Genomic DNA, 22,699 nt, shown 5'->3' on the forward strand with positions numbered 1-22,699 from the left:
GAACTAACGATAGGCAATTCCGGATGCCCGTTCCGCACCCGCGCGCAAGCACGCGCGACACGGGCAGACCCGTGATTCTGCTTGACGCGCGCCCACCCGTGCACCACTATGGCGCCAGGTCGTTTCGACACGAACGATCCACCCCAACTCAATGAGGAGTTCTGGATCCATGACTGACACCCCCCAATCGACCCTGCGCAAGGGTCGTCTCGGCGTCATCGGCGTCGTCTTCTTCGTGGTGGCGGCCTCCGCCCCGCTCGTCGGCATCACCGGTGCCGTGCCCGTCGCCATGCTCGTCGGCAACGGAGCCGGTGCCCCCGGTGCCTACCTCGTGGTCGGCCTGACCCTGCTGCTGTTCAGCGTCGGCTACGCCGCCATGAGCCAGCGCGTCACCAACTCGGGCGCCTTCTTCGCCTACGTCGGCAAGGGCCTCGGCGTCAACGCCGGCGTCGCCTCGGCGTTCGTGTCGATCCTCACCTACGTCACCATCCAGCTCGCCATCTACGGCTTCTTCGGCGGGCTCGTCGAGGGCACCATGGCTGAGCTCGGCGTGAGCCTGCCCTGGTACATCTGGGCCTTCATCGCCTGGGCGCTCGTCACCGGCCTCTCGCTGCTGAGCGTCGACGTCGGGGCGAAGGTGCTCGGGGTGCTGCTCGTGCTCGAGATCACCTCGCTGCTCGTCGCCGCAGTCGCCATGCTCGCCAACGGCGGCCCGGAGGGCTGGAACCTCGCGGCCTCGTTCAGCCCGGAGAACATCTTCGCGGGCGGCTTCGCGGGCGGTGCCGGCATCGCCCTGGCCTTCGCCCTCGCGAGCTTCATCGGCTTCGAGGCCACGGCCATCTATGGCGAGGAGTCGAAAGACCCCAAGCGCACCGTGCCGCTGGCCACCTACATCGCCATCTCGACCATCAGCATCCTGTTCGCGATCGTCTCGTTCGGCATGGTGACCGGAATGGGCGCGAGCGGCATCATCGACGAGGTCGTCACGCGCTCGATGGATGCCGACGGCAACGTGCTCGCGAACCCGGCCGGGGTGCTCTTCAGCCTCACCGAGCAGTACGTCGGCCCGTGGCTCGTCACGATCATGACGATCCTCGTCATCACGAGCCTCTTCGCCGGACTGCTGGCCTTCCAGAACGCCGCAGCGCGCTACTTCTTCGCCCTCGGGCGCGGCGGCGTGTTCCCGGCGCGGGCGGCCGTGACCAACAAGGCCGGTGCCCCCGTCGGCGGCGTGGTCATCACGTCGGCGCTCGCCGCCCTCGTCATGATCATCTTCGCGGTGGCCGGCCTCGACCCGATCGGCAACCTGTTCTTCTGGATGAGCTCGATCACGGCCATCTCGGTCATCGTCGTCGAGATCCTCGTCTCGATCGCGGTGATCGTGTACTTCCGCCGCGTCGGTGGCGGAAACCTCTGGAAGACCGTCATCGCCCCGGCGGTGTCGATCGTGCTGCTCGCGATCGGGCTCTACCTGGTGATGTCGCGCTTCAACCTGCTGGCCGGCACCGTGCCCGACGGCGTCGACCCCTCGCTGCCCGAGAGCGCGTGGCTGCTGAACCCGCTCGGCTGGTTCCTCGTGCTGCTGCCGTTCATCTTCCTCGTGATCGGCTACGTGGCGGCGCTCATCAACAAGAAGGAGAACGAGCAGCTCGTGAAGGACTTCGCCAGCTAGTTCGTCGACGCTCGGGAGCGGTCGCCGATCCGGCCGCTCCCGAGCATCACCCCGCACCAACGGAATGGAGACACCCATGCGCGACGACGACTTCGACCTCGATGTGGTCGATCCTGAGGATGCCCGCCTCGAGCGCGTCGTCGCCAGCCTCACCCCCGCCGAGCTCGAGGCCGGGATCGCCCGCCTGCCGCACGACCTGCAGGCCGCCGCGACCGGAGTGCTCGTGCAGCGTCGCACCTACAGCGATGTGAGCCAAGAGCTCGGCATCCGTCAGCCGGAGCTCGTGCGCGCCCTGCGCCGCGCGCGCGGCATCATCGCCCGCCGCCTCGCGGGCCCGCCGGAGGGCGACACCGCGTGACCGCGCTCATCGGCCTGACCACCTACATGGAGCAGACGGTCATGGGCCTGTGGGACCGCCCGGCGGCCGTGCTGCCGCGCGTCTACACCGACTGCGTGATCGCCGCCGGGGGAGCGGTCGTCGGGCTGCCCCCGCAGCCCCCGCACCCCGACGCCGTCGAGCGCGTGCTCGAGGGCATCGACGGCCTCATCCTCACGGGCGGGAAAGACGTCGATGCGGCGCTGTACGGCGAGCGTGCGCATCCCGAGAACGACGCCCCGCGCCCCGACCGCGACGCCTGGGAGATCGCGCTCGTGCACGCCGCGATCGCGCGCGACCTGCCCGTGCTCGGCATCTGCCGCGGCCTGCAGGTGCTCAACGTGGCCCTCGGCGGCACGCTCGTGCAGCACCTGCCCGACGTGATCGGCTCGACCCGCTACAGCTACGGCAACGCGACCTTCGCCGACAACCCGGTGCTCACCGAGCCGGGCACGCGCATCGGCGGGATGCTCGGCGCGAGCCTCACCGTCAAGAGCTACCACCACCAGGCCATCAACCACCTCGCCCCGGGGCTCACCGTGAGCGCCCGCGGTGATGACGGCATCATCCAGGCGGTCGACATCGACGCGCTGTCGTTCGGCGTCGCGGTGCAGTGGCACCCCGAGGAGTCGCCCGACGACCTGCGGCTCTTCACCGCGCTCGTCGAGGCCGCGCAGCGCTAGTACGCCGAACCGGGGGAGCGCGGTGTGCCGCGCTCGAGCAGTTCGTCGACCTCGTCGAGCCCGAGCGAGGCGGTGGGCTCGGCGGCCAGGGGGTTGGTGAGGTCGCCGCTCACGCGATCGAGCAGGGCGTGCAGCATGCCCACGGCGTCGTCGACGATCTCGGTCGAGCGCCGCTCGGTGCCGTGCAGCAGCCAGCGGGCGAGCTCCAGCTCGGCCGCGAACACCGCGCGCCGGCCGACCTCGCGATCGTGCACGCCGCGCGCTTGGTGGTAGGCGTCGAAGGCGGTCTCGGGAACATCCGGGTTGCTCGAGCCGAGCATCCAGAACAGATCGCGCGCGGGGTCGCCCACCTGCAGGCGCGCCCAGCCGAGCAGGCCCGTGACCGAGTCGCCGACCACGAGGAACGAGGCGGCGCTGAGCGAGCCGTTGATGACGGTGGGCGTGAACTGCCAGAGGGCCGAGTCTTCGGCCGCGAGTTCCCAGCGCCGCAGCAGGGCGGCGGGCACGAGGCCCGTCGCGGCCGCCCGGTCGAGCGTCGTCACGGCCTCGCGCATGACGTCGATCGCGCGCAACTGCGGCAGGCCGACGTCGGCGACGACGCTCGTCGGCAGAGCGTGGATCGCGGCGATCGCCCGCCCGATCGACGCCGCGGTGCCGGGCGTGATCGCGTCGAGCCGCACCGGAGCGCCGTCGACGAACTCGGAGACGATCGCGCGCGTGCCGTCGATGGGCGCTTGGCCGAGCATGCGCGGCACGCCGAACGGCAGCCGGGCGCGCACGCCGTCGCTGAGCGCGCGCACGGCGACGAGATCGGCCGACTGCTCGCTCTCGGCGGCGGCCGTGCGGGGCACGCGGATGACGAGGGTGCGGCCGTCGCGGGTGCTCAGCAGTGCCGAGTCGACCTCGCCCCCCGTGCCGCCGAGCGGGGCCGCGTGCGTCACGTCGAGACCGGCGACGGCCGAGGTGGCGAGCGCGGCTAGAGTGAGAGGCGATCGGCGGGACATACCGACAGGGTAGGTTGCCCGGGCCCGCCGGGGCCCCGCGCCACGCGCCGGGGCGCCGATGTGACCACCGCTGCCGTGCGTGACGCTGAGAGGTTTCGATGCCCCGTTCGCTGACGCAGCACCTGCCGCTCTCCCGGTACCGCATCGACCGCGATCACGCCGCGCGCGACCGCCCCCAGCTGTTCGACGAGCTCGCGGCCGATCCCGACGCACGCATCGTGGCGCTGTGGCGCGGCGAGGTGCTGCTGACGACGGCGCGGGATGCGGCCACCGCTCCCGCGCTCGCGCTGCTGCCGTGGGCATCCGCCCCCGCCGAGGCGCTGCGCATCTACCTCGGCCGCACGCTCGAGGCCGAGGGCGGGGTGCCGGCCGGAGCAGCGATCACGGCGGTCGTGCTGGACGACGAGTCGGGCCCCGCGCTCGAAGCCGATGTGACGCGCTGGGCCTCGCCGCGCACGCTCGGCCACCGGCTGGGCGACCGCGACGCGGGCCTTGCCATCGAGGCCCTCGGCCTGGCCAACTGGCACGACACGCACCGCTTCTCGCCGCGCACGGGCAACCCGACGGTCGCCGCGAAGGCCGGCTGGGTGCGCGTCGATGTCGAGACGGGGGCCGAGCTCTTCCCCCGCACCGACGCGGCCGTCATCGTCGGCATCACCGATGCCGACGACCGCCTCGTGCTCGGCAGCAACGCGCTGTGGGAGTCGAACCGCTTCTCGCTGCTCGCGGGCTTCGTCGAGCCGGGGGAGTCGCTCGAGGCCGCCGTCGTGCGCGAGGTCTTCGAGGAGTCGGGCCTGCGCGTCATCGACGCCGAGTACGTCGGCTCGCAGCCTTGGCCGTTCCCCGCCTCCCTCATGCTGGGGTTCCGCGCGCGCCTCGATCCCGCGCACGCGAACGACCTGCGGCCCGACGGCGCCGAGATCCTCGATCTGCGCTGGTTCAGCCGCGACGAGCTCGCCGCGAGCCTCGGCGAGATCCTGCTGCCCGGCCGCACCTCGATCGCCCGCGCCATCATCGAGGACTGGTTCGGCGGGTCGCTGGATGCTCCATGACCGCTGAGCCCGTCGTCAGCCCCGACCGGCTGCTGGCCGCCCTCGACGACCACCAGCGCCAGGTGGCAGAGGCGCTGCTCGGCCCGGTGTGCGTGCTCGCGGGCGCCGGCACGGGCAAGACGCGTGCCATCACGCACCGCATCGCCTACGGGGTCGCGACGGGCGCCTACGACCCGCAGCGCGTCATGGCGCTGACCTTCACGACGCGCGCGGCGGGCGAGCTGCTCGGCCGGTTGCGCGCGCTCGGCGCGGAGGGCGTCGCGGCGCGCACCTTCCACTCGGCGGCGCTGCGGCAGCTGCATTACTTCTGGCCCATCGTCGTCGGCGGCACGCCCCCGCGCGTGCTCGAGGGCAAGGGCCCGCTGCTGGGCCAGGCCGCGGGCGTGCTCAAGCTCAGCCTCGATACCGCGGGGCTTCGGGATGCCGCTGCCGAGATCGAGTGGCGCAAAGTCAGTCGGCTCTCGATCGACGACTACGCCCGCGCCGCCCACAGCCGCACCCTTCCCGCCCGCCTGAGCGTGGATGCCATGGTGGCGTTGCAGCAGACCTACGAGCGCATCAAAGACGAGCGCAAGCAGATCGACTTCGAAGACGTGCTGCTCGCGACGGCGGGCATGATCGAGAACGAGCCGCGCGTCGCCGAGCAGGTGCGCGCGCAGTACCGCTTCTTCGTCGTCGACGAGTATCAGGACGTCTCGCCGCTGCAGCACGACCTGCTCACCCTGTGGCTCGGCGGACGGCGCGAGCTCTGCGTCGTCGGCGACGCCTCGCAGACGATCTACTCGTTCGCGGGTGCGACGAGCGACTACCTGGTGCGCTTCGGCAGCGAGTACCCCGAGGCGCGCGTCGTGCGGCTCGAAGACAACTACCGCTCGACGACCGCGATCGTGACGCTCGCCAACCGGCTCATGCGCGGGCGGCCGGGCGCGCTGACGCTGCACGCCGCGAGCGAGGGCAGTGAGCGGGGCGCGGCCCCCTCGGTGAGCAAGCACGTCGACGATGCCGCGGAAGCGGCATCCATCGCGCAGTCGATCGCGCGCCGCATCGCCGACGGCACGCCGCCCGAATCGATCGCCGTGCTCTACCGCATCAACACGCAGTCGATCGCGCTCGAGTCGGCGCTCGGCCGCTTCGGCGTGCCGGTGCAGTCGCGCGCCGACAGCCGGTTCTTCGACCAGATCGAGGTCAAGCAGGCGATCATGCTGCTGCGCGGCGCGTCGATCTCGATCACCGACGAGCCGCTCTTCAAGAGCGTGAGCGACGTGCTGCGCGGGCTCGGCTGGCGACAGGACCCGCCCGAGGGCGGCGGCGCCGAGCGGGCGAAGTGGGAGAGCATGAACGCGCTGCTCGGCCTGGCGGAGGAGTCGCCGAAGGGCACGACGCTCGCCGACTTCGTGCGCGAGCTGCAGCGGCGCCAGCAGCAGCAGCACGCGCCGACGCGCTCGGCCGTGACGCTGTCGACGCTGCACGCGGCGAAGGGCCTCGAGTGGGACTGCGTCTACATCGCGGGCCTCAGCGAGGGGCTCGTGCCGATCACGTTCGCCCAGGGCCTCGAGGCGATCGACGAGGAGCGTCGGCTGTTCTACGTCGGCATCACGCGTGCGCGAAAGGTGCTCGAGCTGTCGTGGGCGCAACGGGCGACCTCGGCCCGCGCCGAACGCGCACCGAGCCGGTTCCTCGACGAGGTGCGGGCTCCGGCCACGGGCTGATCCCGCGGCAACCGCACTGCGGGCTCGGGCGCCACTGCCGCACGGTGCGCACGCCGCTCTCGGCGTCGAGCCGCACGCTCGTCGACAGGGGCGGGGTCGGGATGCCCGCGCGCAGCAGGCGCAGCGCTTCGACCGCCGCCTCCGTCGCGAGCGGCGCCGTCTCGGCCGCGGCCGCCGTGCCCCAGAGCTGCGCGGCGATGGCCGGCCGCGCCGGGTCGTCGAGCGTGCGCCGCTGCTCGACGCAGGCCAAGCAACCGGATTCGCCCGGCAGCACGAGCGGCCCCACGGTCACGGCCGCCTCGCCGAAGACCATCGGCAGGTGCGGAATGTCGCGCCGCAGCCAGCGCTGGTGCTCGATCGGGTCGACGACGTGCGTGCTCACGAGCACGACGATCGCGGGTCGGGCGCAGCGCGGGCGTGCGGTCATGCTCGGGGTGAGCGTCACGGCGTGCCCCGCCTCGAGCAGCACGGCCGCGATGCGGCGAGCGCCGAGCCCCGAGCCGATGACCGCGATCGCGCTCGACGGCGCAGGCGCGATGTTCGCCTCGACCAGCGCCGGGGCGAGCGCCCTGATGATCGCCTCGACGCGGTCCTCGGGCACGATGGCCCGGTCGGCGAGCATCGCCAGACCGTCGCGCGTGACACCGACGGTGAGCGCGTCGACGAGCCGGGCATCGCCCTCGCTCACGTCGTCGAGCTGTGCGAGCACCGGGTCCACCCCGATCTGCAGGCTGTGCGGCGTTCGCCAGACGAGAGGGCGGCGGGGGTCGAGGCGCAGGATCATGGCGCACATGATGCGGGCGGTGCCGCGGGCGCGCGCCGCGCATCCACAGCCCGCAGCAACGGCGGTCGAGATCCGGTGCTATGCGGTCGGCTCGTCCGGCCGGTTCGGCTCGTCGGGCGCTTCGCCCGGCGCGCCCTCGATGGGTCGATCGCCGCTCTCGTCGGCGAGCAGGTCGCTGAGGGCCTGATCGAGCGCGTCGGGCTCGACCGTGCCGCCGCCCTGCAGCGTCGCGATGACGCGGCTCGGGTCGTCGATGTCGTCGGCGCCGGGCAGCAGATCGGGGTGCGCCCACAGACCGTCGCGCGCATCGGCTCCGACGGCGTCGGTGATGCGCTGCCAGAACTCGGCCGCCTCGCGCAGGCGTCGCGGCCGCAGCTCGAGTCCGACGAGCGTGGCGAAGGCGCTCTCGGCCGGACCCCCTGCGGCGCGCCGGCGGCGCACGGTCTCGGCCACGGCATCCGCCTTCGGAAGGCGGCTCGTCGCCTGCGCCGTGACGACATCGACCCAGCCCTCGATGAGGGCGAGGGTGGTCTCGAGCCGGCCGAGCGCCGCGAGCTGCGCCTCGGTCTTCGGCGGGATGAGCGCACCGCTCGTGAGCGCCTCGCGCAGGCTCTCGGGGTTCGCCGGGTCGAACTCGGCCGCGAGCGACTCGATGCGGTCGGTGTCGATGCGGATGCCGCGGGCGTACTCGGTGATGGCGCTGATGAGGTGCTGCCGCAGCCAGCGGGCGTGCCGGAAGAGCCGCGCGTGGGCCAGTTCGCGCACCGCCAGGTACAGCTGCACCTGGTCGGCCGGGATATCGAGGCCCGTACCGAAGTCGGTCATGTTCTGGGGCAGCAGGGCGGCCTGCACGTCGGTGTCGTCGCGGCCCGGCAGCAGCGGGATTCCGATGTCGCCCCCCGACACGACTTCGGCCGCGAGCTGCCCGACGACGTGCCCGAGCTGCAGCGAGAAGAGGGTGCCGCCGAGCGAGCGCATCATCTGGCCGGCGTTGGCGACCATGCTCTTGAGCTCGTCGGGCACCTGCTGGTCGAGCACCTCGGTGAGTGAATCCGAGATCGAGGTCGCCACGGGTTCGGCGAGCTGGGTCCACACCGGCAGCGTCAAGCGCGCCCAGTCGGCGCGCGTCAGCAGCGTCGGCTCGGAGGTGAGCTGCGTGATCGAGGTGGCCTCGTCGAGCCACAGCGCGGCGACGTTGAGCGCCTGGCGCAGCTGCTCGAGCTCGGCAGCGCTCGAGCGAATCGAGCCCTGGGCGGCGATGCGCCCCGACTCGTCTTTCGCGAGCTGCCAGTCGACGCCATCGGCGTTCGCGTTCATGGCTTTCTGCAGCTGCCCCATGAGGCGCGCCACCATGAGCGGATCGGTCGGCAGCCCCGCGGCGCCCGCAAGCTTGGCCGGGTCGAGATCACCCTCGCCGGCCAGGAAGCGGCGCAGCATTTCGCGGAACTCGTCGTCAGCCCCGCCTAGGGGATCCTCAGCCATGGTTCCTACGCTAGTGCGCGTGCCTCGGCGGCCGATGGGTTTTCGCCTAGGCTGACGCCCGCGGCTCTGCGCCGTGGGCGAACACCTGCCCGAGGCCCGACCGGCTCGGCAGCGCACCCTCGAGAGGAGCCCGGTGAGCCTGTTCACCGCTGAAGAGCGCGGCGGCACGATCGACGACGCGCACGATCCCGCCGTCGCCGACGCGCGCGTGCGCGGCCGCCGCGTCGGCTGGCTGCTGCTCGCCCTGACGCTGTTCGGGGTCTTCGGGCTGGCCGTGCTGCCCTCGCCCTACGTCATCGAGCGTCCGGGTCCCGTGTTCGACACCCTCGGTACGGTGACGGTCGACGGTGACGAGGTGCCGCTCATCGAGATCCCGACCGAGCCGACCTACGACACCGAGGGCTCGCTGAGCCTGCTCACCGTCAACGTCTACGGCAACCGCGATCAGCCGCCCTCGTGGTTCGAGGTCATCCGAGCCTGGCTCGATCCGAGCCAGTCGGTCGTGCCCGTCGAGGCGGTGTTCCCGCCCGGGCTCAGCACGGAAGACCGCCGCGAGCAGAGTCGCATCGACATGGAGAACTCGCAGCAGGAGGCGGTCGCGGCGGCGCTGCGTGCCATCGGCGAGCCGTACGAGAGCCAGTTGCGCGTCGTCGAGACGCTCGAGGAGAGCCCCGCCGAGGGAATCCTGCGCGGCGACGACATCATCACCGCGGTCGCGGGCGAGCCCATTCGGGATGTCACGGCGCTGCGCGCCGCGATCGCCGCCAACGGCATCACGCAGCCGGTGTCGATCGACATCCTGCGCGCGGGCTCGGAGCGCACCCTCGAGGTCACGCCGGTGCTGAGCGAGGGCGACGAGCCCGTCCCCGTGATCGGCGTGCTCATCGCGGGCGAGTACGTGTTCCCCTTCGATGTGAACATCGAGCTCGAGAACGTCGGCGGCCCGAGCGCGGGCATGATGTTCGCGCTCGGCATCATCGACAAGCTCACCCCCGACTCGCTCGCGGGCGGTGCGGAGGTGGCCGGCACCGGCACGATCGGCGCCGATGGCACGGTCGGCCCGATCGGCGGCATCGTGCAGAAGATGCATGGCGCGGTCGGCGCGGGCGCCGACTGGTTCCTCGCCCCGATCGAGAACTGCGGTGAGGTCGTCGGCAATGTGCCGGGAGACCTCGAGGTGTTCGCGGTGGCGACGCTCAACGACGCCATCGGGGTTCTGCAGGCGATCGCCGACGACGAGGGAATCGACGAGCTCGCGCGCTGCGAACGCTAGCGGCGAACATCCCCCCACCCCGGCCACTTCCAAGACTCGCGCCAGTAGTCTGAAGCGGTACGCCCGCCGACTCTGGGAGCAGCCTCGTGACGTCCACCGCAACGCCGCCCGCCAACCGTTCCCGCGCGACTCTCGCGATCAGTGCCGCCATCGTCGGCGCGCTGGTCGTGCTGTTCTTCGTCTTCGCGAACGTGTACACCGACATCCTCTGGTTCGACCAGCTCGGGTTCCTCAACGTTCTGACGACGCAGTGGTTCGCGACCGGCGGCATGTTCCTCGTCGGGTTCGTCGGCATGTTCCTGCCCGTGTGGGCGAGCCTGCAGATCGCGTACCGCGCGCGGCCGGTGTACGCCAAGCTCAACTCGCAGCTCGATCGCTACCAGGAGGTCGTCGAGCCCCTGCGCCGCGTCGCCATGCTCGGCATCCCCGCCGTGCTCGGCCTCTTCGCGGGCGTCACGGCCGCGGGCCAGTGGCAGATGGTGCTGCAGTGGTGGAACCGCACGCCGTTCGGCCAGGTCGACCCGCAGTTCGGGCTCGACATCTCGTTCTTCGTCTACGAGCTGCCGTTCTGGCGCGGCGTCATCGCGTTCGCATCCGCCGTCGTGCTGCTCGCCGGCATCGCCGCCGTGGCCACGAGCTACCTGTACGGAGCCATCAGCGTCAACGGTCGCGAGATCCGCATCTCGCGCACCGCCCGCATCCAGCTCGCTCTCACGGCCGCGATCTACATCGCCCTGCAGGGCGTCAGCATCTGGTTCGACCAGTACGCGACCGTCATCCAGCCGAGCGACGGCTTCCTCGCCATCGGTGCCGGCTTCACCGAGGTGAACTCGACCATTCCGAGCCGCGGCATTCTCGCCGGCATCGCGCTGCTCGTCGCCGCGCTCTTCGTCATCACGGCCGTCATCGGGCGCTGGCGCCTGCCGATCGTCGGCACGGCGCTGCTCCTCGTCAGCGGTCTGCTCATCGGCAGCGTCTACCCGTGGATCGTGCAGCGGTTCCAGGTCGAGCCCAACGCGCGTGAGTTCGAGGCGCCGTTCATCGAGCGCAACATCGAGGCCACGCGCGACGCCTACAACGTGTCGGGCATCGAAGAGATCTCGTACGACGCCGTCACCGACGCCGAGCAGGGCGCGCTGCGGGAGGACGCCGAGACCACGGCGAACATCCGCATCATCGACCCGGCGCTCGTGACCGAGGCCTTCGCCCAGCTCGAGCAGTTCCGGCAGTACTACCAGTTCCCCGAGTTCCTCGACGTCGACCGCTACGAGATCGACGGTCGCACGCAAGACACCGTCATCTCGCTGCGCGAGCTCAACCCCGACGGCCAGACGTCGCAGAACTGGTACAACAACACGATCGTCTTCACCCACGGCTACGGCGTGGTGGCCGCCTACGGCAACCAGCGCACCGACGACGGCCGCCCGCAGTTCCTCGAGGGCGGGATTCCCGCGAGCGGTTCGCTCACGAGCGAGCTGGGCGAGTACGAGCCGCGCGTGTACTTCGGCGAGTTCTCGCCGACCTACTCGATCGTCGGCGGCGGTGACAACCTCGAGCTCGACTTCCCCTCGGAGGGCAACGAGGATCAGGCCGGCAACGCCACCTACACCTTCACGGGTGACGGCGGACCGACGCTCGACAACGTGTTCAAGCGGCTGCTCTACTCGATCAAGTTTCAGTCGGAGCAGATCTTCCTCTCGGAGGCCGTCACCGACGACTCGCAGATCCTCTACGAGCGCAACCCGGTCGAGCGCGTGCAGAAGGCGGCGCCGTACCTGACGCTTGACTCCGACCCGTATCCGGCGATCGTCGACGGCCGCATCGTCTGGATCGTCGATGGCTACACGACCTCGGCGAGCTACCCCTACTCGACGACCGTGGCGCTCAGCGAGGCGATCGCCGACACCTACACGCCGGCTCCCGCCTTCCCGCTCGACCAGATCAACTACATCCGCAACTCGGTCAAGGCGACGGTCGACGCGTACGACGGCTCCGTCACGCTCTACGCGTGGGACACCGAGGACCCGATCCTGCAGACGTGGCAGAAGGTGTTCCCGAACACCCTCGTCGACGCAGACGAGATGAGCGAGGCGCTGCTGTCGCACGTGCGCTACCCGGCTGACCTCTTCAAGGTTCAGCGCAACATCCTCGGCGCGTACCACGTGACCGATCCGGGTTCGTTCTTCTCGACCGATGACGAGTGGCGCACGCCGAACGACCCGACGTCGCTCGCCGCGGCCCCGACCCTGCAGCCGCCCTACTACCTGACGATGCAGGTGCCGGGGGCGGATGCGCCGGGCTTCACGCTGTACTCCACCTTCATTCCGCGTACCGCGAGCGAGAACGAGCGCAACGTGCTCACGGGCTATCTCGCGGCGAACGCCGACCCCGGTGAGGACTACGGCAAGCTCACGCTGCTCACGCTGCCCTCGCAGACGATTCCCGGCCCGGGCCAGGTGCAGAACCAGTTCAACTCCGACCCGATCGTGGCGAATGACCTGGCCCTGCTGCAGCGCGGTGAGACCGAGGTGCTGCGCGGCAATCTGCTGACCCTGCCGATCGGCGGCGGCTTCCTCTACGTGCAGCCTGTCTACGTGCAGTCGACGGGTGAGACGAGCTTCCCGCTGCTGCGCAAGGTGCTCGTGGCCTTCGGCGACTCGATCGCCTTCGAAGACACGCTCGACGAAGCGCTCGACTCGCTGTTCGGCGGCGACTCGGGTGCTGCGGCGGGCGACGGCGACGTCGATCCGGTCGATCCCACGGATCCGACCGACCCGACCGACCCGACGGAGCCGACCGACCCGACCGACCCCGGCACGGGCGTCGAGATCTCGGCCGAGCTCGCGCAGGCCCTGCAGGATGCCCGTCAGGCGCTGCTCGATCGCGAGGCGGCCTACGCGGCCAACGACCTCGTCGGCGCGGCTGAGGCCGATGAGCGCCTGCAGGAGGCGATCGAGCGCGCACTCGCGCTGAGCGACTAGCGCGATGGGGCAGTCCGAGACTCCCGAGTGGGCCCGGCTCAACCGGGCCCACTGGGATTCGACGGTGCCCGTGCACGTCGCGAGCGAGTTCTACGACCTCGCACCGTTGCGGGCGGGGGAGGGGCGCCTGTATCCCGTCGAGGAAGCCGAGCTGCCGCGCATCGCGCCGAACGGCTGGGCGGGGCTGCGGGTCCTGCACCTGCAGTGCCACTTCGGGGCCGACACGCTCGTGCTCGCCCAGCGCGGGGCCGAGGTCGTGGGGCTCGACTTCTCGATGCCGGCCGTGAAGCAGGCGCGAGCCCTCGCCACCGAGCTCGGCCTGGACGACCGCAGCCGATTCGTGTGCGCCGACCTCTACGATGCCCGGCACGCCCTGCCCGAGCCCGAGGGATTCGACGTCGTCTACACGACGTGGGGCACCATCGGCTGGCTGCCCGACATCGTCGAGTGGGCGCGCATCGTCTCCTGGTTCCTCAAGCCCGGCGGTCGGTTCTATTTCGCCGACGGGCATCCCAGCGCATTCGTGTTCGACGACCCCCAGCCCGGGGCTCCGACGGCGCTGCTCGACGGCGGCCCTGCCGCGTTCCCGACGCCGCGCTTCTCCTACTTCGAGGCGCGCCCCCTCGATCTCGACGAGGCGGGCGATTACGCCGATCCGGATGCGGAGCTCGAGCACTCGCGCACCGTCGAGTGGATGCATCCGCTCGGCCAGACGCTCACGGCGCTCGTCGATGCGGGCCTCGCTCTCGACTTCGTGCACGAGCACGACGCCGTGCCGTGGCAGATGTTCTCGGTGCTCGAGCCGCGCGGCGACGGTCTGTGGGCGTGGCCCGGCACGGCCTGGCTGCCGCTCGGCATGAGCCTCGGGGCCACTCGTCGCGCCGAGTGAGCCCGCCGTCATCAGGGGTGTACCGCTCGTTCTGTCCCTCATTCGGGAGTTCCCCGCTCTGGGGATGACCCCGCACGCCGGGCGCCCCTAGCCTGGTGCGCGAAGGGGGGCTTGGAAGGAAGCCTCGTGTCGGCTCTGACTGCCGCTGCACTGCACATCGCTCGTCCTTTCATGTCGGCCTGGGCCGCGTGGCGCGACGACGAACTGTCGTCGATGCCGCGACCGAGCGGGCTGCCGCGCGCGGTCGCCGACGGACCGTCGGCCGACCGCATCCTGCTCATCGGATCGGGCCCGGCGGTGGGCTGGGGGGTCGCTTCGCACGACCTGGCTCTTCCCGGCGCACTCGCTCGTGCACTCCGGGCCACGACGGGCCGCGGAGCGATCGTCGACGTGATCGCCGACCCGCAGATGACCGCGGCCAACCTCGCGGGCGTGCTCGTGGGCACGCGCCTCGACCGCTACGACGCCGTCGTCACGACGGTGGGCACGAACGACGCGCTGCACTTCACGACCCCGCTCGAGTGGCGACGGCGGATCGCGCGGGCTCTCGACCTGTGGAGCTCGCGTGCGCGCGGCGGCACGACGCTGCTCATGGTGGGCATCATCCCCCTGCGGCTGCTGCCGACCTTCACGGGCGTGGCCGCTCGCTCGGTCGACCGGCTCTCGCTCGTGCTGAACCGCGTGACCGACGAGATCGTCGAGCAGCACCCCACGGTCCGCACGACCCTGTTGCCCGCACCCGCCGGCGGGGCCTGCGACGCCCTCGGCCGCTTCACCCCCGAGGGGTACGAGTTCTGGGCGGCGCAGCTCGCCGCCGAGCTCGTGGAGCACCTCGATGAGCTTGCGGGAGACCTCGATCGCACCGCCGAGATCGCTGAGCGCATGACGACGGGCGTCGACGATGCCGACCGCATCGCCGAACTGCTGAGCGACGACGCGACGAGCCTCGAGCGCATCGTCACGATCGCCGCCGCGGCCTTCCATACCCCGACTGCGCTCGTGACGGTGCTCGGCCCCGACACGCAGTGGCACGTCTCGCGGTTCGGCATCGATCTCGAGTCGCTGCCCATCGAGCAGTCGTTCTGCGCAGTCGCGGTGCGCACCGATGACGGCATGGTCGTGCCCGATGCGACGCACGACCCCCGTTTCGCCCGCAATCCTCTCGTGACGGGCGCGGCCCAGGTGCGCTACTACGTGGGTGTGCCGATCGAAGACCCCCAAGGGCGCCGCATCGGCGCGCTCTGCGTCGTCGACACCAAGCCGCGCAACGTCACGACGGATGCCGACCTGAGCATGCTGCGGAGCCTCGCCGAGAAGGTGCAGCGCATCGTCTGGGCGAGTGTCGAGCGCGCTCAGCGCACCGCGCGCGGCGAGGAGCCGCCGCACTCGCGGGTGCTGCCCGAGCACGTCGACGTGGGCGGGCGCGTCGAGACGCTGCCGGGCAACGCGAGAGTGCAGGTGGCTGCCGTTCCGCGGTATCGCCCCGCCACGCTCGTCGCCGCTGTCGGCTGAGGCGTCGCCGGTGCATCGGGCCGAGGCCCGGGGTCGATTCGACCCGGCCAGCGCTGACTGCTACCCTGGAAGCACGCCGCGGGGTGGAGCAGCTCGGTAGCTCGCTGGGCTCATAACCCAGAGGTCGTAGGTTCAAATCCTGCCCCCGCAACCAGTGCCGCGAGTCGCGGCCCGAGAAGGCCCGGTCGTTTTCGACCGGGCCTTCTCGCATGCCGGGGGCATGTTCGATATGCGAACCGCGCGCGGCGGGCTGGATTGCACGGCCCCGCGCATCCCGAGAGCATGGACCTGCCGGGTTTGGGGACCCGCCCCGGCGTGCGATCGCCCCCCTTCAGGTTCGTGACTGCACGCCGCCCGGCACCGTCGGTGCCCCGAGCCATTCGGGTTGGCTCAGGGCACCGACTCCCCCTTTGAGGAGCCGGTGCCGATCGCCAGTGGGCCGCGGATCAGCTGGTGAGCGCCGGGATGATGGCGCCCGAGAACACCTGCCACGCGAGCGCGGTCTTCGCGACGAGGCTCAGCGTGATGTAGCTGCGCTCGCCCTGCAGGTAGCTCTTCCACTTGCCGACCTGCTTGTACTGCAGCCACTGGTTGATGGCGAAGGTGTTGAAGAACACGAAGAGCGAGATGACGATGCCGACGACGAACTCGGGCGGCGCCGCTTCGCTCTCGCTGCCGGGGCGCAGGAAGTAGATGAGGATCAGGATCCAGGGCACGATGCCGACCATCGAGCCGAAGATGAACGGCAGCAGGCCGCCCGAGCCCGGCTGCTCGTACTTCTCCTGCAGGGCGCCGAACAGGATCATCGCGGCGTTGACCGCGAAGATCGAGAACAGCGCGGCGATGTCGGTGACGCCGTTGATCGCAAGAATGAGCCAGATCATGATCGACGAGCTCAGCGAGTACTCCGTCCAGCGGAAGTAGTTGCGGTTCTGCAGCAGGCCGTTCTTGTAGCGGCCGAAGAACCACGGGCTCGAGATCAGGAAGTGGAAGAACGCGCTGAGGGCGAGGAAGGCGACGACGCCGATGCCGATGTTGACCTCGAAGAGCGTGACGCGCTCGGGCGGGATCGGCACGCCGGGAGGGCCGGAGAGGTAGTCGGCGGTGACAGCGAACAGCACCTGGGTGCTGAGCATCGACAGCACGACCGCGAAGCCGATGGCCTGCACGAGGTGCAGGCTGCCCGCGACGATGTTGTAGACGCGCAGGCGATCGATCTGCTGCTCGGGGGTGTAGATCTTCTTGGCCATGTAGGGCTCCTTCGGGGGATGCGCTCCGTCGCGCATGGCGTTGACGCTAGCACCGCGGGGCTACGGTGATGGGGTGCAGAGCCCCCCTCGTCTCGTCCGCCGGCCCGCGATCGTCTCGGCGGCCCTCGCACCCGTCTTCTTCATCGGTGGCACGCTCGTGGCCGAGGCGCTCTGGCCCGGGTTTGACCCGGTCACGCAGACCATCAGCGAGCTGGCGGCGGGGGATGCCCCCACGCGGGTGTTCATGACGATCATGTTCGCCCTCACCGGCGTCAGCCACCTCGTCACGAGCGTGTACGCGGTCGGCATCGGGCGCCCCGGTCGCATCGCGCTCGGGCTCGCCGGGCTTGCGACGATCGGGGTCGCGGCCTTCCCCCTGCCGACGATCGCCTCGAGCTCGACGGCGCACACGCTCGCGGCGCTGGCGGGGTTCGTGCTGCTCGCTGTGTGGCCCGTTCTGGGCATGCGGAGCTCGCGCGACTACCCCTGGCTCATCCGCCCCGGCGGCGCCGTGCTCGGCACCCTCCTGCTCGGCGGGCTGTGCCTGTGGTTCTTGAGCGTGTGGACCTCGCCCGACAATTCCCTGCTCGGCGTGAGCGAGCGCGCGGCCGCGAACCTTGAGTCGCTCTGGCCGCTCGTCATCGTCGCGGCGCTCGCCCTGCGGCAGCGCCGCGCGCGGGTGCCGCAGCCCTAGTCGCGCGGGGGCTGGGCGCCGAGCCACTGCACGGCCGCGGCACCCGCGGCGACGCCCCGCTCGACGGCCGTGCGCAGTTCGGCGCTCGCGCCGCTCTCCGCGAGCTCCGCCGCGACCGCGCCCGCGAAGGCGTCTCCGGCCCCCGTCGTGTCGACCACGGTGACGCGCGGCGCCGGCAGATGGCCGCTCGCGCCCGGCGCGGCGAAGACCGCGCCGTCGCCGCCGAGCGTGATGACGACGCTGCGGCAGCGATCGAGCAACGCCCCGGCCGCTGCGGCGGCCTCGTCGGGCGTGCCGATCGTGAGGCCGGTCAGGTCGTGCGCCTCGGCCTCGTTGACGATGAGCGGATCGCAGAGCGCGAGCAGAGCATCCGGAACCTCACGGCTGGGGGAGAGGTTGAGCACCGTTCGCCCCCCGAGCTCGTCGATCGTCTCGGCGGCCGTGAGAACCGCCGCGAGGGGGATCTCGAGCTGGGCCAGCAGCACCGTTCTGCGCCCGGCGATCGCGCGGATGCCCGCTTCGACCTCGTGCGCGTTCACGCGGGCGTTGGCCCCGGCCGCCACGACGATCGTGTTCTCGCCGTCGCGTGACACGGTGATGAGCGCGATGCCCGTGGGGGCGTCGTCGACGACCGCGACGCTCGAGACATCGACGCCGCCAGCGCCGAGGGCGTCGAGCATCTGGCGGCCGTTGCCGTCATCGCCCACTGCCCCGAGGAACACCGGCATCGCTCCCGACCGGGCGGCCGCGAGCGCCTGGTTCGCGCCCTTGCCGCCGGTCGCGATCACGAGCTCGTCGCCGAGCAGCGTCTCGCCCGGCAGGGGGTGCCGGTCGACCAGCACGGTGTAGTCGGTGTTGGCCGAGCCGAGAACGATGAGCGAGGCGGTCATGGCTCCATCGTGGCAGAGCGCTCGCCGACAGCGGAGCGTGCGGCCCGGTGCTCGCGCCACGCCCGCCAGGCGCCCGTCGACCACAGCGCCCACACCACGAGAACCGGTTGGAACAGCAGCCGGATGCCCCGCGCGAGGTCGGTGTCGAGGCCGAAGCCGTCGCGGCCCTCGGTGAACTGCGCGATGTTGCCGGGGAAGATCGCGAGGAAGAACAGGGCCGTGGCCCACCCGGTCCACACCCGCCAGCGCCCGCGCGCCAGGAGGAGCGCGATCCCGAGCGCGATCTCAGCGACGCCCGAACCGAGCACGATGAGGTCGGGCTCGATCGGCAGCCATGGCGGCACCTGGGCCAGGAACTCCTCGCGCCCGAAGGTGAGGTGGCCGGTGCCCGCGAAGACCAGGGCCGCGCCGAGCAGCCAGCGGGCGATCCGCTGCGGCCAACTCGTTCCGCGAGCGCGCGTGTCGGTTGTCATACGGCGAGTATGCCGCGCGGGGCGAATGCGGTCCTGGTAGCTACGCGCGAGATCGACTAGCGTGACGTGTCAAAAGGTGCGCAATTCTCAAGCCGTGTTTCCCGGTCGCCGCGCTCTCAGCTCGTCCCCCGCCTCATGGAAAGGCATCGTGATGACCTCTCGAACGAACATATTGTCTCTCCTGGGCGTGATCTGCGTTGCGCTGAGCGCGTGCTCGACGACCACTGGCGAAGACCAACTGCGACCGACTGCCGGAGGAGCGATCGAGCTAGCAGTGTCAGAGACCTGTAGTGACGAGTCTGATCCGCAGTGCATTTCGGTCAACGGAGAGAGCGTGGTGTTTCCTTCTGCCTTTGAGCGAGCGGGTGTCGACGATGCCGTAGCTATCGATGGACAGAACGCCATCGCCTTAACGCTCAATGCCGACGGTGCGGAGGTCTTGCGCACCCTCACCGAGCAGGCCGCCGAAGCCGCAGACACCGCTCGTTTGGTCATAGCGATTGGTGACGAGATACTCACTGCCGCGCGTGTGATTGAACCGTTGACCGACGCCACTGTTCACGTCGTGTTGCCGCCAGACAGGACCGCCCAAGACCTCATCACGCTAATCAGGGAGAACTGACGGTCCAGATTGCCTGGCGACGAAGGAATGAACAGCCACGAAACCTCGACGCATAGGCTGGGAATCGTGAGCACCGCATCCGTCAGCGCTGTCGTGGCCGTCGCCCAGTTCGGCCCTGTTGCCGACCGCGACGCCAACCTCGCCGCGATGCGCAGCCTGGCGATGCATGCGGTCGAGCAGGGGGCGGGGCTCGTCGTCTTCCCCGAGTACTCGTCCTACTTCTCGCCCGTCATGGGCCCCGACTGGCTCGCCGCCGCCGAACCGCTCGACGGCTCCTTCGTCGAGGGCCTCGGCGATCTCGCGAGCGAGACGGGCGCGATCATCGTCGCCGGGCTCATCGAGTCGGGCACGCGCGACGACCGCTTCCGCAACACGGTCGTCGCCGTCGCGCCCGGCGGTGCGCTGCTCGCCGTCTCGCGCAAGCTGCACCTCTACGACGCCTTCGGCGCGACCGAGTCGGCCTGGGCCGAGCCCGGCGCGATCGAGCCGCCGCAACTGTTCGATGCGATCGGGCTGCGCGTGGGCATCCAGACCTGCTACGACCTGCGGTTCCCCGAAGTGACGCGCCGCCTCGTCGACGCGGGAGCCGAGCTCGTGCTCGTGCCGAGCGAGTGGGTCGCCGGCCCCGGCAAGGTGCACGCCTTGACCACGCTCGTGACCGCACGCGCCATCGAGAACACGGTCTACGTCGCGGCCGCCGACCACATCCCGCCCGTCGGAGTCGGGCACAGCATGATCGTCGACGCGCGCGGCGAGCTGCTCGCCTCGATCGAGACGGCGACGGATGCGGTGGTCGCCCCGGTCTCGCGCGATCACCTCGACGAGGTGCGCCGCCTCAATCCCGCCCTGCGGTTGCGCCGGTTCGGGGTCGTGCCCCTCTAGCGGCGCAGGCTCTGCAGGCGGCGCACGCCCTCGGCGATGACGTGGTCGGGCTTGCAGAAGGCGAAGCGCAGCGCGCTCGCGCTGACGACCGATGCGCCGCCCGCGGCGTCCGCTAGCCCGAAGGCACTCAGCGGGATCGCGACGACGCCGGGATCGACGGCGAGGGCTCGGGCGCTCGCCGCCGCATCCGTGAGCCCGAGGGGCGACCCATCGGCGACGATGAAGTACGAGCCGGCGGTCGGCGCGATCGTGAAGCCGGCGTCGACGAGCCCGGTTGCGAGCAGGTCGCGACGGCGCTGCAGGGTGGCGCGCAGGCCGTCGTAGAAGCCGTCGTCGAGCTGCAGCCCGCGGGCGACCGCGCCCTGGAAGGGGGCGCCGTTGACGTAGGTGAGCCACTGCTTGACGCCCAGGACGGCGTCGACGAGTTCGGCGGGACCGGTCACCCAGCCGATCTTCCAGCCCGTGACGTTGAACGTCTTGGCGGCGCTCGACACGGTCAGTGTGCGCTCCGCCGCCCCGGCGTACGAGGCCGTGGGTCGATGACGCGCGCCGTCGAAGACGAGATGCTCGTAGACCTCATCACTCACGATGACGGCGTCGTGGCGAGCGGCCGCCGCGACGATGCGCTCGACGTGCTCGGGGGCGAGGATCGAGCCGGTCGGGTTGTGTGGAGAGTTGAGCACGATCACGGCCGTGCGGTTCGTGATCGCGGCGTCGATCGCGTCGGGGCTCGGCTGGAAGCCCGGCTCGGAGAGCGGGATGGTGATGTGCCGGGCCCCGCTCAGCCCGATGACGGCGGCGTAGGCGTCGTAGTAGGGCTCGACTGTCACGACGTCATCGCCTGGGCCCGCGAGCGCGAGCAGGCTCGCAGCGATCGCCTCGGTCGCGCCCGCCGTCACGAGCACCTCCCTCGCGGGGTCGACGCTCAGGCCGTAGAAGCGCTGCTGGTGCTCGGCGATCGCCTGGCGCAGTTCGGCCACGCCGCGCCCCGGCGGGTACTGGTTCACACCGGCGCGGATCGCCTCCACCGCGGCCTCGAGCACCGGGGCGGGTCCGTCGTCGTCGGGGAATCCCTGGCCGAGGTTGACGGCGTCGTGCTCGAGGGCGAGCGCCGACATCTCGGCGAAGATCGTGGGCCGCGCGGTGCCGTCAGAACCGATCAGGCCTGCCGCGCGCGAGGCGCGCATCCACGGGGCATCGATGCTCACGGGGTCAGCGTAGCGGGGACCGAAAAATGAATGCGAACGCATGATGTTCGATGTGCGAACACCGCGCCGAGCAGGCTCTGGGCAGGCGTCGCCGCATCCGCAAGACTGACGGTGTGGTGGCGCCCCAACGAGATGTTGTGCTCATCGTCGACGACGAGCCGATTCTGCGCGTCATCCTGCGCCACACCCTCGAAGCCGCCGACTACACGGTGCTCGAAGCCGCGAACGGGGTCGAGGCGTTCGCCATTCTCGAGAACGCACCGCAGCGCGTCTCGGCCGTGCTGAGCGACATCACGATGCCGCGCATGGATGGGCTCGCCCTCGTCGACCGGCTGGAGGCCTCGCACCCGACCCTGCCGATCATCCTCGCGAGCGGACTGCATCGGCGCGACACGATTCCGCCCTCGACGGCCAACCGCATCCGCGGGTTCCTCGAGAAGCCGTACTCGCGTTCGACCGTTCTCGCCGTTGTCGCCACTGTCGTCAGCGGGGGCGTCGCGGCCTGACCGCAGCGAGACGGGGCGCCGTCGCCTGCTCAGTCGCCCTCGCGCGGCACGGCGAGCTTCGTCGCCCAGTCGTAGAACACGACCTTGCCCGGCGACGTGTCCTCGACATCGGCGTCGACCCCGCGCGCCAACAGCGTCGCGAGCCCGTCGATGATGAGCCCCAGGTCGTCGTGCGGCGCCGTCAGGGCGAGGCCGGCCGAGCAGGCCGAGAGCACGCTCGACACCGTGCGGGCATCCAGATCAGTGCGCACCATGCCGACCGCCTGCAGGCTCTCGATGAGCTCGCCGCGAATGCCGATCGTGGGGGTGTACGCGTAGCTGTGCGAGTTGCGCATGATCGCGTTGAGGGCCTCGCGATCGATCACGAACAGCGTCTTCGCGAGCGGACGCTCGTAGACGGCGCTGAGAATGTACGTGTACATGCGCGAGAGCAGCCCGCCGCGCGGGTCGCGCTCGATGTTCTGCACGATGAGCCCGTACATGCCGTGGAACTCGCGATTGAGCATCGCGACCATGGCGTCGTTGGCGGTCGGAAACATGTCGCTGACCTCGTCGACCGTCGCGCCGCAGCGCGAAGCGATGGAGGCGAGCGTCACGGCCGCATAGCCGTCGTTCATGATGATGTCGCCGGCGGCATCGAGGATGGCCGTCACATCGGTCACAGGGGACTGCGTCATTCGAGAGCCCTCGGATCGGTGGTTTGTCGGTCTCGCCCTCATTCTAAATGGCGGACAGACGAATCTGTGTACCCCCTTTG

The 22,699-nt window shown here is 70.7% G+C and carries 21 protein-coding genes and 1 tRNA gene; 14 read left to right on the forward strand and 8 right to left on the reverse strand.

All coding sequences use genetic code 11. The annotated features are described in order from the left end of the window. Positions 1-169: 169 nt before the first annotated feature. The 3 genes from NNL39_RS08670 to NNL39_RS08680 all read left to right on the forward strand — a co-directional run bounded on the left by NNL39_RS08670 (position 170) and on the right by NNL39_RS08680 (position 2,731). A complete protein-coding gene (locus NNL39_RS08670) occupies positions 170-1,672 on the forward strand; it encodes an APC family permease (protein ID WP_255158888.1) in 1,503 nt (500 codons plus the stop codon). 76 nt (positions 1,673-1,748) lie between these two features. Beyond that, entirely contained in the window at positions 1,749-2,030 is a 282-nt protein-coding gene (locus tag NNL39_RS08675; RefSeq protein ID WP_255158890.1) for a hypothetical protein, read from the forward strand. Further along, positions 2,027-2,731: a gamma-glutamyl-gamma-aminobutyrate hydrolase family protein gene (locus NNL39_RS08680; RefSeq protein WP_255158891.1), complete on the forward strand. Its 705-nt coding sequence runs from the start codon at positions 2,027-2,029 to the stop codon at positions 2,729-2,731. The genes NNL39_RS08675 and NNL39_RS08680 overlap by 4 nt, the downstream gene beginning before the upstream one ends. Here NNL39_RS08680 and NNL39_RS08685 read toward each other — a convergent pair. Further along, the gene (locus NNL39_RS08685; protein WP_255158893.1) at positions 2,728-3,735 is read right to left on the reverse strand and encodes a phosphotransferase; all 1,008 of its coding nucleotides are present in this window, start codon (positions 3,733-3,735) and stop codon (positions 2,728-2,730) included. The genes NNL39_RS08680 and NNL39_RS08685 overlap by 4 nt on opposite strands. Positions 3,736-3,833: 98 nt before the next feature. Between NNL39_RS08685 and nudC the strand changes: the two genes are divergently transcribed. Beyond that, entirely contained in the window at positions 3,834-4,787 is a 954-nt protein-coding gene (nudC, locus tag NNL39_RS08690) for an NAD(+) diphosphatase (RefSeq protein WP_255158895.1), read from the forward strand. Further along, on the forward strand, positions 4,784-6,496 hold the full coding sequence (locus NNL39_RS08695) for an ATP-dependent helicase (RefSeq protein WP_255158897.1): 1,713 nt from the start codon (positions 4,784-4,786) through the stop codon (positions 6,494-6,496). The genes nudC and NNL39_RS08695 overlap by 4 nt, the downstream gene beginning before the upstream one ends. Here the strand turns inward: NNL39_RS08695 and NNL39_RS08700 are convergent. Together NNL39_RS08700 and NNL39_RS08705 are read right to left on the reverse strand one after the other, a co-directional pair. Beyond that, a complete protein-coding gene (locus tag NNL39_RS08700; RefSeq protein ID WP_255158898.1) occupies positions 6,381-7,280 on the reverse strand; it encodes a hypothetical protein in 900 nt (299 codons plus the stop codon). The genes NNL39_RS08695 and NNL39_RS08700 overlap by 116 nt on opposite strands. Positions 7,281-7,358: 78 nt before the next feature. Continuing rightward, positions 7,359-8,762, reverse strand: a complete 1,404-nt coding sequence (locus NNL39_RS08705; RefSeq protein WP_255158899.1) for a zinc-dependent metalloprotease — start codon at positions 8,760-8,762, stop codon at positions 7,359-7,361. 133 nt (positions 8,763-8,895) lie between these two features. Here NNL39_RS08705 and NNL39_RS08710 point away from each other — a divergent pair, with 133 nt between their 5' ends. From NNL39_RS08710 to NNL39_RS08730, 5 genes are all read left to right on the forward strand, one after another. Further along, complete coding sequence (locus NNL39_RS08710) at positions 8,896-10,035, forward strand: YlbL family protein (RefSeq protein WP_255158900.1); 1,140 nt, start codon at positions 8,896-8,898, stop codon at positions 10,033-10,035. Positions 10,036-10,121: 86 nt separating this feature from the next. Beyond that, positions 10,122-13,016, forward strand: a complete 2,895-nt coding sequence (locus NNL39_RS08715; RefSeq protein WP_255158901.1) for a UPF0182 family membrane protein — start codon at positions 10,122-10,124, stop codon at positions 13,014-13,016. A gap of 4 nt (positions 13,017-13,020) precedes the next feature. Continuing rightward, positions 13,021-13,905 carry a class I SAM-dependent methyltransferase gene (locus tag NNL39_RS08720; RefSeq protein WP_255158902.1) on the forward strand — a complete coding sequence of 295 codons (885 nt, stop codon included), beginning with the start codon at positions 13,021-13,023 and terminating at the stop codon, positions 13,903-13,905. Positions 13,906-14,031: 126 nt separating this feature from the next. Further along, a complete protein-coding gene (locus NNL39_RS08725; RefSeq protein ID WP_255158903.1) occupies positions 14,032-15,417 on the forward strand; it encodes a GAF domain-containing protein in 1,386 nt (461 codons plus the stop codon). A gap of 77 nt (positions 15,418-15,494) precedes the next feature. Further along, a tRNA-Met gene (locus tag NNL39_RS08730) sits at positions 15,495-15,571 on the forward strand. Positions 15,572-15,863: 292 nt separating this feature from the next. On the opposite strand, the gene heR is transcribed toward NNL39_RS08730, so the two are convergent. Beyond that, positions 15,864-16,703, reverse strand: a complete 840-nt coding sequence (gene heR, locus NNL39_RS08735) for a heliorhodopsin HeR (protein WP_255158904.1) — start codon at positions 16,701-16,703, stop codon at positions 15,864-15,866. A 37-nt stretch (positions 16,704-16,740) separates the two neighbouring features. On the opposite strand from heR, the gene NNL39_RS08740 reads away from it, so the two are divergent. Further along, on the forward strand, positions 16,741-17,361 hold the full coding sequence (locus tag NNL39_RS08740; protein WP_255158905.1) for a DUF998 domain-containing protein: 621 nt from the start codon (positions 16,741-16,743) through the stop codon (positions 17,359-17,361). Here NNL39_RS08740 and NNL39_RS08745 read toward each other — a convergent pair. Further along, positions 17,358-18,251 (reverse strand): ribokinase, encoded by an 894-nt coding sequence (locus NNL39_RS08745; RefSeq protein WP_255158906.1) that lies wholly within the window; start codon positions 18,249-18,251, stop codon positions 17,358-17,360. The genes NNL39_RS08740 and NNL39_RS08745 overlap by 4 nt on opposite strands. Then, positions 18,248-18,724 carry a DoxX family protein gene (locus NNL39_RS08750; RefSeq protein WP_255158907.1) on the reverse strand — a complete coding sequence of 159 codons (477 nt, stop codon included), beginning with the start codon at positions 18,722-18,724 and terminating at the stop codon, positions 18,248-18,250. The genes NNL39_RS08745 and NNL39_RS08750 overlap by 4 nt, the downstream gene beginning before the upstream one ends. A gap of 151 nt (positions 18,725-18,875) precedes the next feature. On the opposite strand from NNL39_RS08750, the gene NNL39_RS08755 reads away from it, so the two are divergent. Together NNL39_RS08755 and NNL39_RS08760 are read left to right on the forward strand one after the other, a co-directional pair. Next, positions 18,876-19,346, forward strand: coding sequence for a hypothetical protein (locus NNL39_RS08755; RefSeq protein ID WP_255158908.1), 471 nt, complete (start codon positions 18,876-18,878; stop codon positions 19,344-19,346). A 66-nt stretch (positions 19,347-19,412) separates the two neighbouring features. Further along, complete coding sequence (locus NNL39_RS08760) at positions 19,413-20,228, forward strand: carbon-nitrogen hydrolase family protein (protein ID WP_322972906.1); 816 nt, start codon at positions 19,413-19,415, stop codon at positions 20,226-20,228. On the opposite strand, the gene NNL39_RS08765 is transcribed toward NNL39_RS08760, so the two are convergent. Then, positions 20,225-21,478, reverse strand: a complete 1,254-nt coding sequence (locus tag NNL39_RS08765) for an aminotransferase class I/II-fold pyridoxal phosphate-dependent enzyme (RefSeq protein WP_407665107.1) — start codon at positions 21,476-21,478, stop codon at positions 20,225-20,227. The genes NNL39_RS08760 and NNL39_RS08765 overlap by 4 nt on opposite strands. A 74-nt stretch (positions 21,479-21,552) precedes the next feature. Here NNL39_RS08765 and NNL39_RS08770 point away from each other — a divergent pair, with 74 nt between their 5' ends. After that, positions 21,553-21,942, forward strand: coding sequence for a response regulator (locus tag NNL39_RS08770; RefSeq protein ID WP_255158910.1), 390 nt, complete (start codon positions 21,553-21,555; stop codon positions 21,940-21,942). Between the two features lie 29 nt (positions 21,943-21,971). Here NNL39_RS08770 and NNL39_RS08775 read toward each other — a convergent pair whose 3' ends face one another. After that, the gene (locus NNL39_RS08775; protein ID WP_255158911.1) at positions 21,972-22,619 is read right to left on the reverse strand and encodes a TetR/AcrR family transcriptional regulator; all 648 of its coding nucleotides are present in this window, start codon (positions 22,617-22,619) and stop codon (positions 21,972-21,974) included. Positions 22,620-22,699: the final 80 nt, after the last annotated feature.

Origin of the sequence: Microcella humidisoli (assembly GCF_024362325.1) — a bacterium.
Taxonomy (GTDB): Bacteria; Actinomycetota; Actinomycetes; order Actinomycetales; family Microbacteriaceae; genus Microcella; species Microcella humidisoli.

Bases quoted from the DNA above. Each gene is read 5' to 3' on its own strand.
- NNL39_RS08670 (WP_255158888.1), top strand. From the start codon at position 170: ATGACTGACACCCCCCAATCGACCCTGCGCAAGGGTCGTCTCGGCGTC.
- NNL39_RS08675 (WP_255158890.1), top strand. From the start codon at position 1,749: ATGCGCGACGACGACTTCGACCTCGATGTGGTCGATCCTGAGGATGCC.
- NNL39_RS08685 (WP_255158893.1), bottom strand. From the start codon at position 3,735: ATGTCCCGCCGATCGCCTCTCACTCTAGCCGCGCTCGCCACCTCGGCC.
- nudC (WP_255158895.1), top strand. From the start codon at position 3,834: ATGCCCCGTTCGCTGACGCAGCACCTGCCGCTCTCCCGGTACCGCATC.
- NNL39_RS08695 (WP_255158897.1), top strand. From the start codon at position 4,784: ATGACCGCTGAGCCCGTCGTCAGCCCCGACCGGCTGCTGGCCGCCCTC.
- NNL39_RS08700 (WP_255158898.1), bottom strand. From the start codon at position 7,280: ATGATCCTGCGCCTCGACCCCCGCCGCCCTCTCGTCTGGCGAACGCCG.
- NNL39_RS08705 (WP_255158899.1), bottom strand. From the start codon at position 8,762: ATGGCTGAGGATCCCCTAGGCGGGGCTGACGACGAGTTCCGCGAAATG.
- NNL39_RS08720 (WP_255158902.1), top strand. From the start codon at position 13,021: ATGGGGCAGTCCGAGACTCCCGAGTGGGCCCGGCTCAACCGGGCCCAC.
- heR (WP_255158904.1), bottom strand. From the start codon at position 16,703: ATGCGCGACGGAGCGCATCCCCCGAAGGAGCCCTACATGGCCAAGAAG.
- NNL39_RS08745 (WP_255158906.1), bottom strand. From the start codon at position 18,251: ATGACCGCCTCGCTCATCGTTCTCGGCTCGGCCAACACCGACTACACC.
- NNL39_RS08750 (WP_255158907.1), bottom strand. From the start codon at position 18,724: ATGACAACCGACACGCGCGCTCGCGGAACGAGTTGGCCGCAGCGGATC.
- NNL39_RS08755 (WP_255158908.1), top strand. From the start codon at position 18,876: ATGACCTCTCGAACGAACATATTGTCTCTCCTGGGCGTGATCTGCGTT.
- NNL39_RS08765 (WP_407665107.1), bottom strand. From the start codon at position 21,478: ATGCGTTCGCATTCATTTTTCGGTCCCCGCTACGCTGACCCCGTGAGC.
- NNL39_RS08775 (WP_255158911.1), bottom strand. From the start codon at position 22,619: ATGACGCAGTCCCCTGTGACCGATGTGACGGCCATCCTCGATGCCGCC.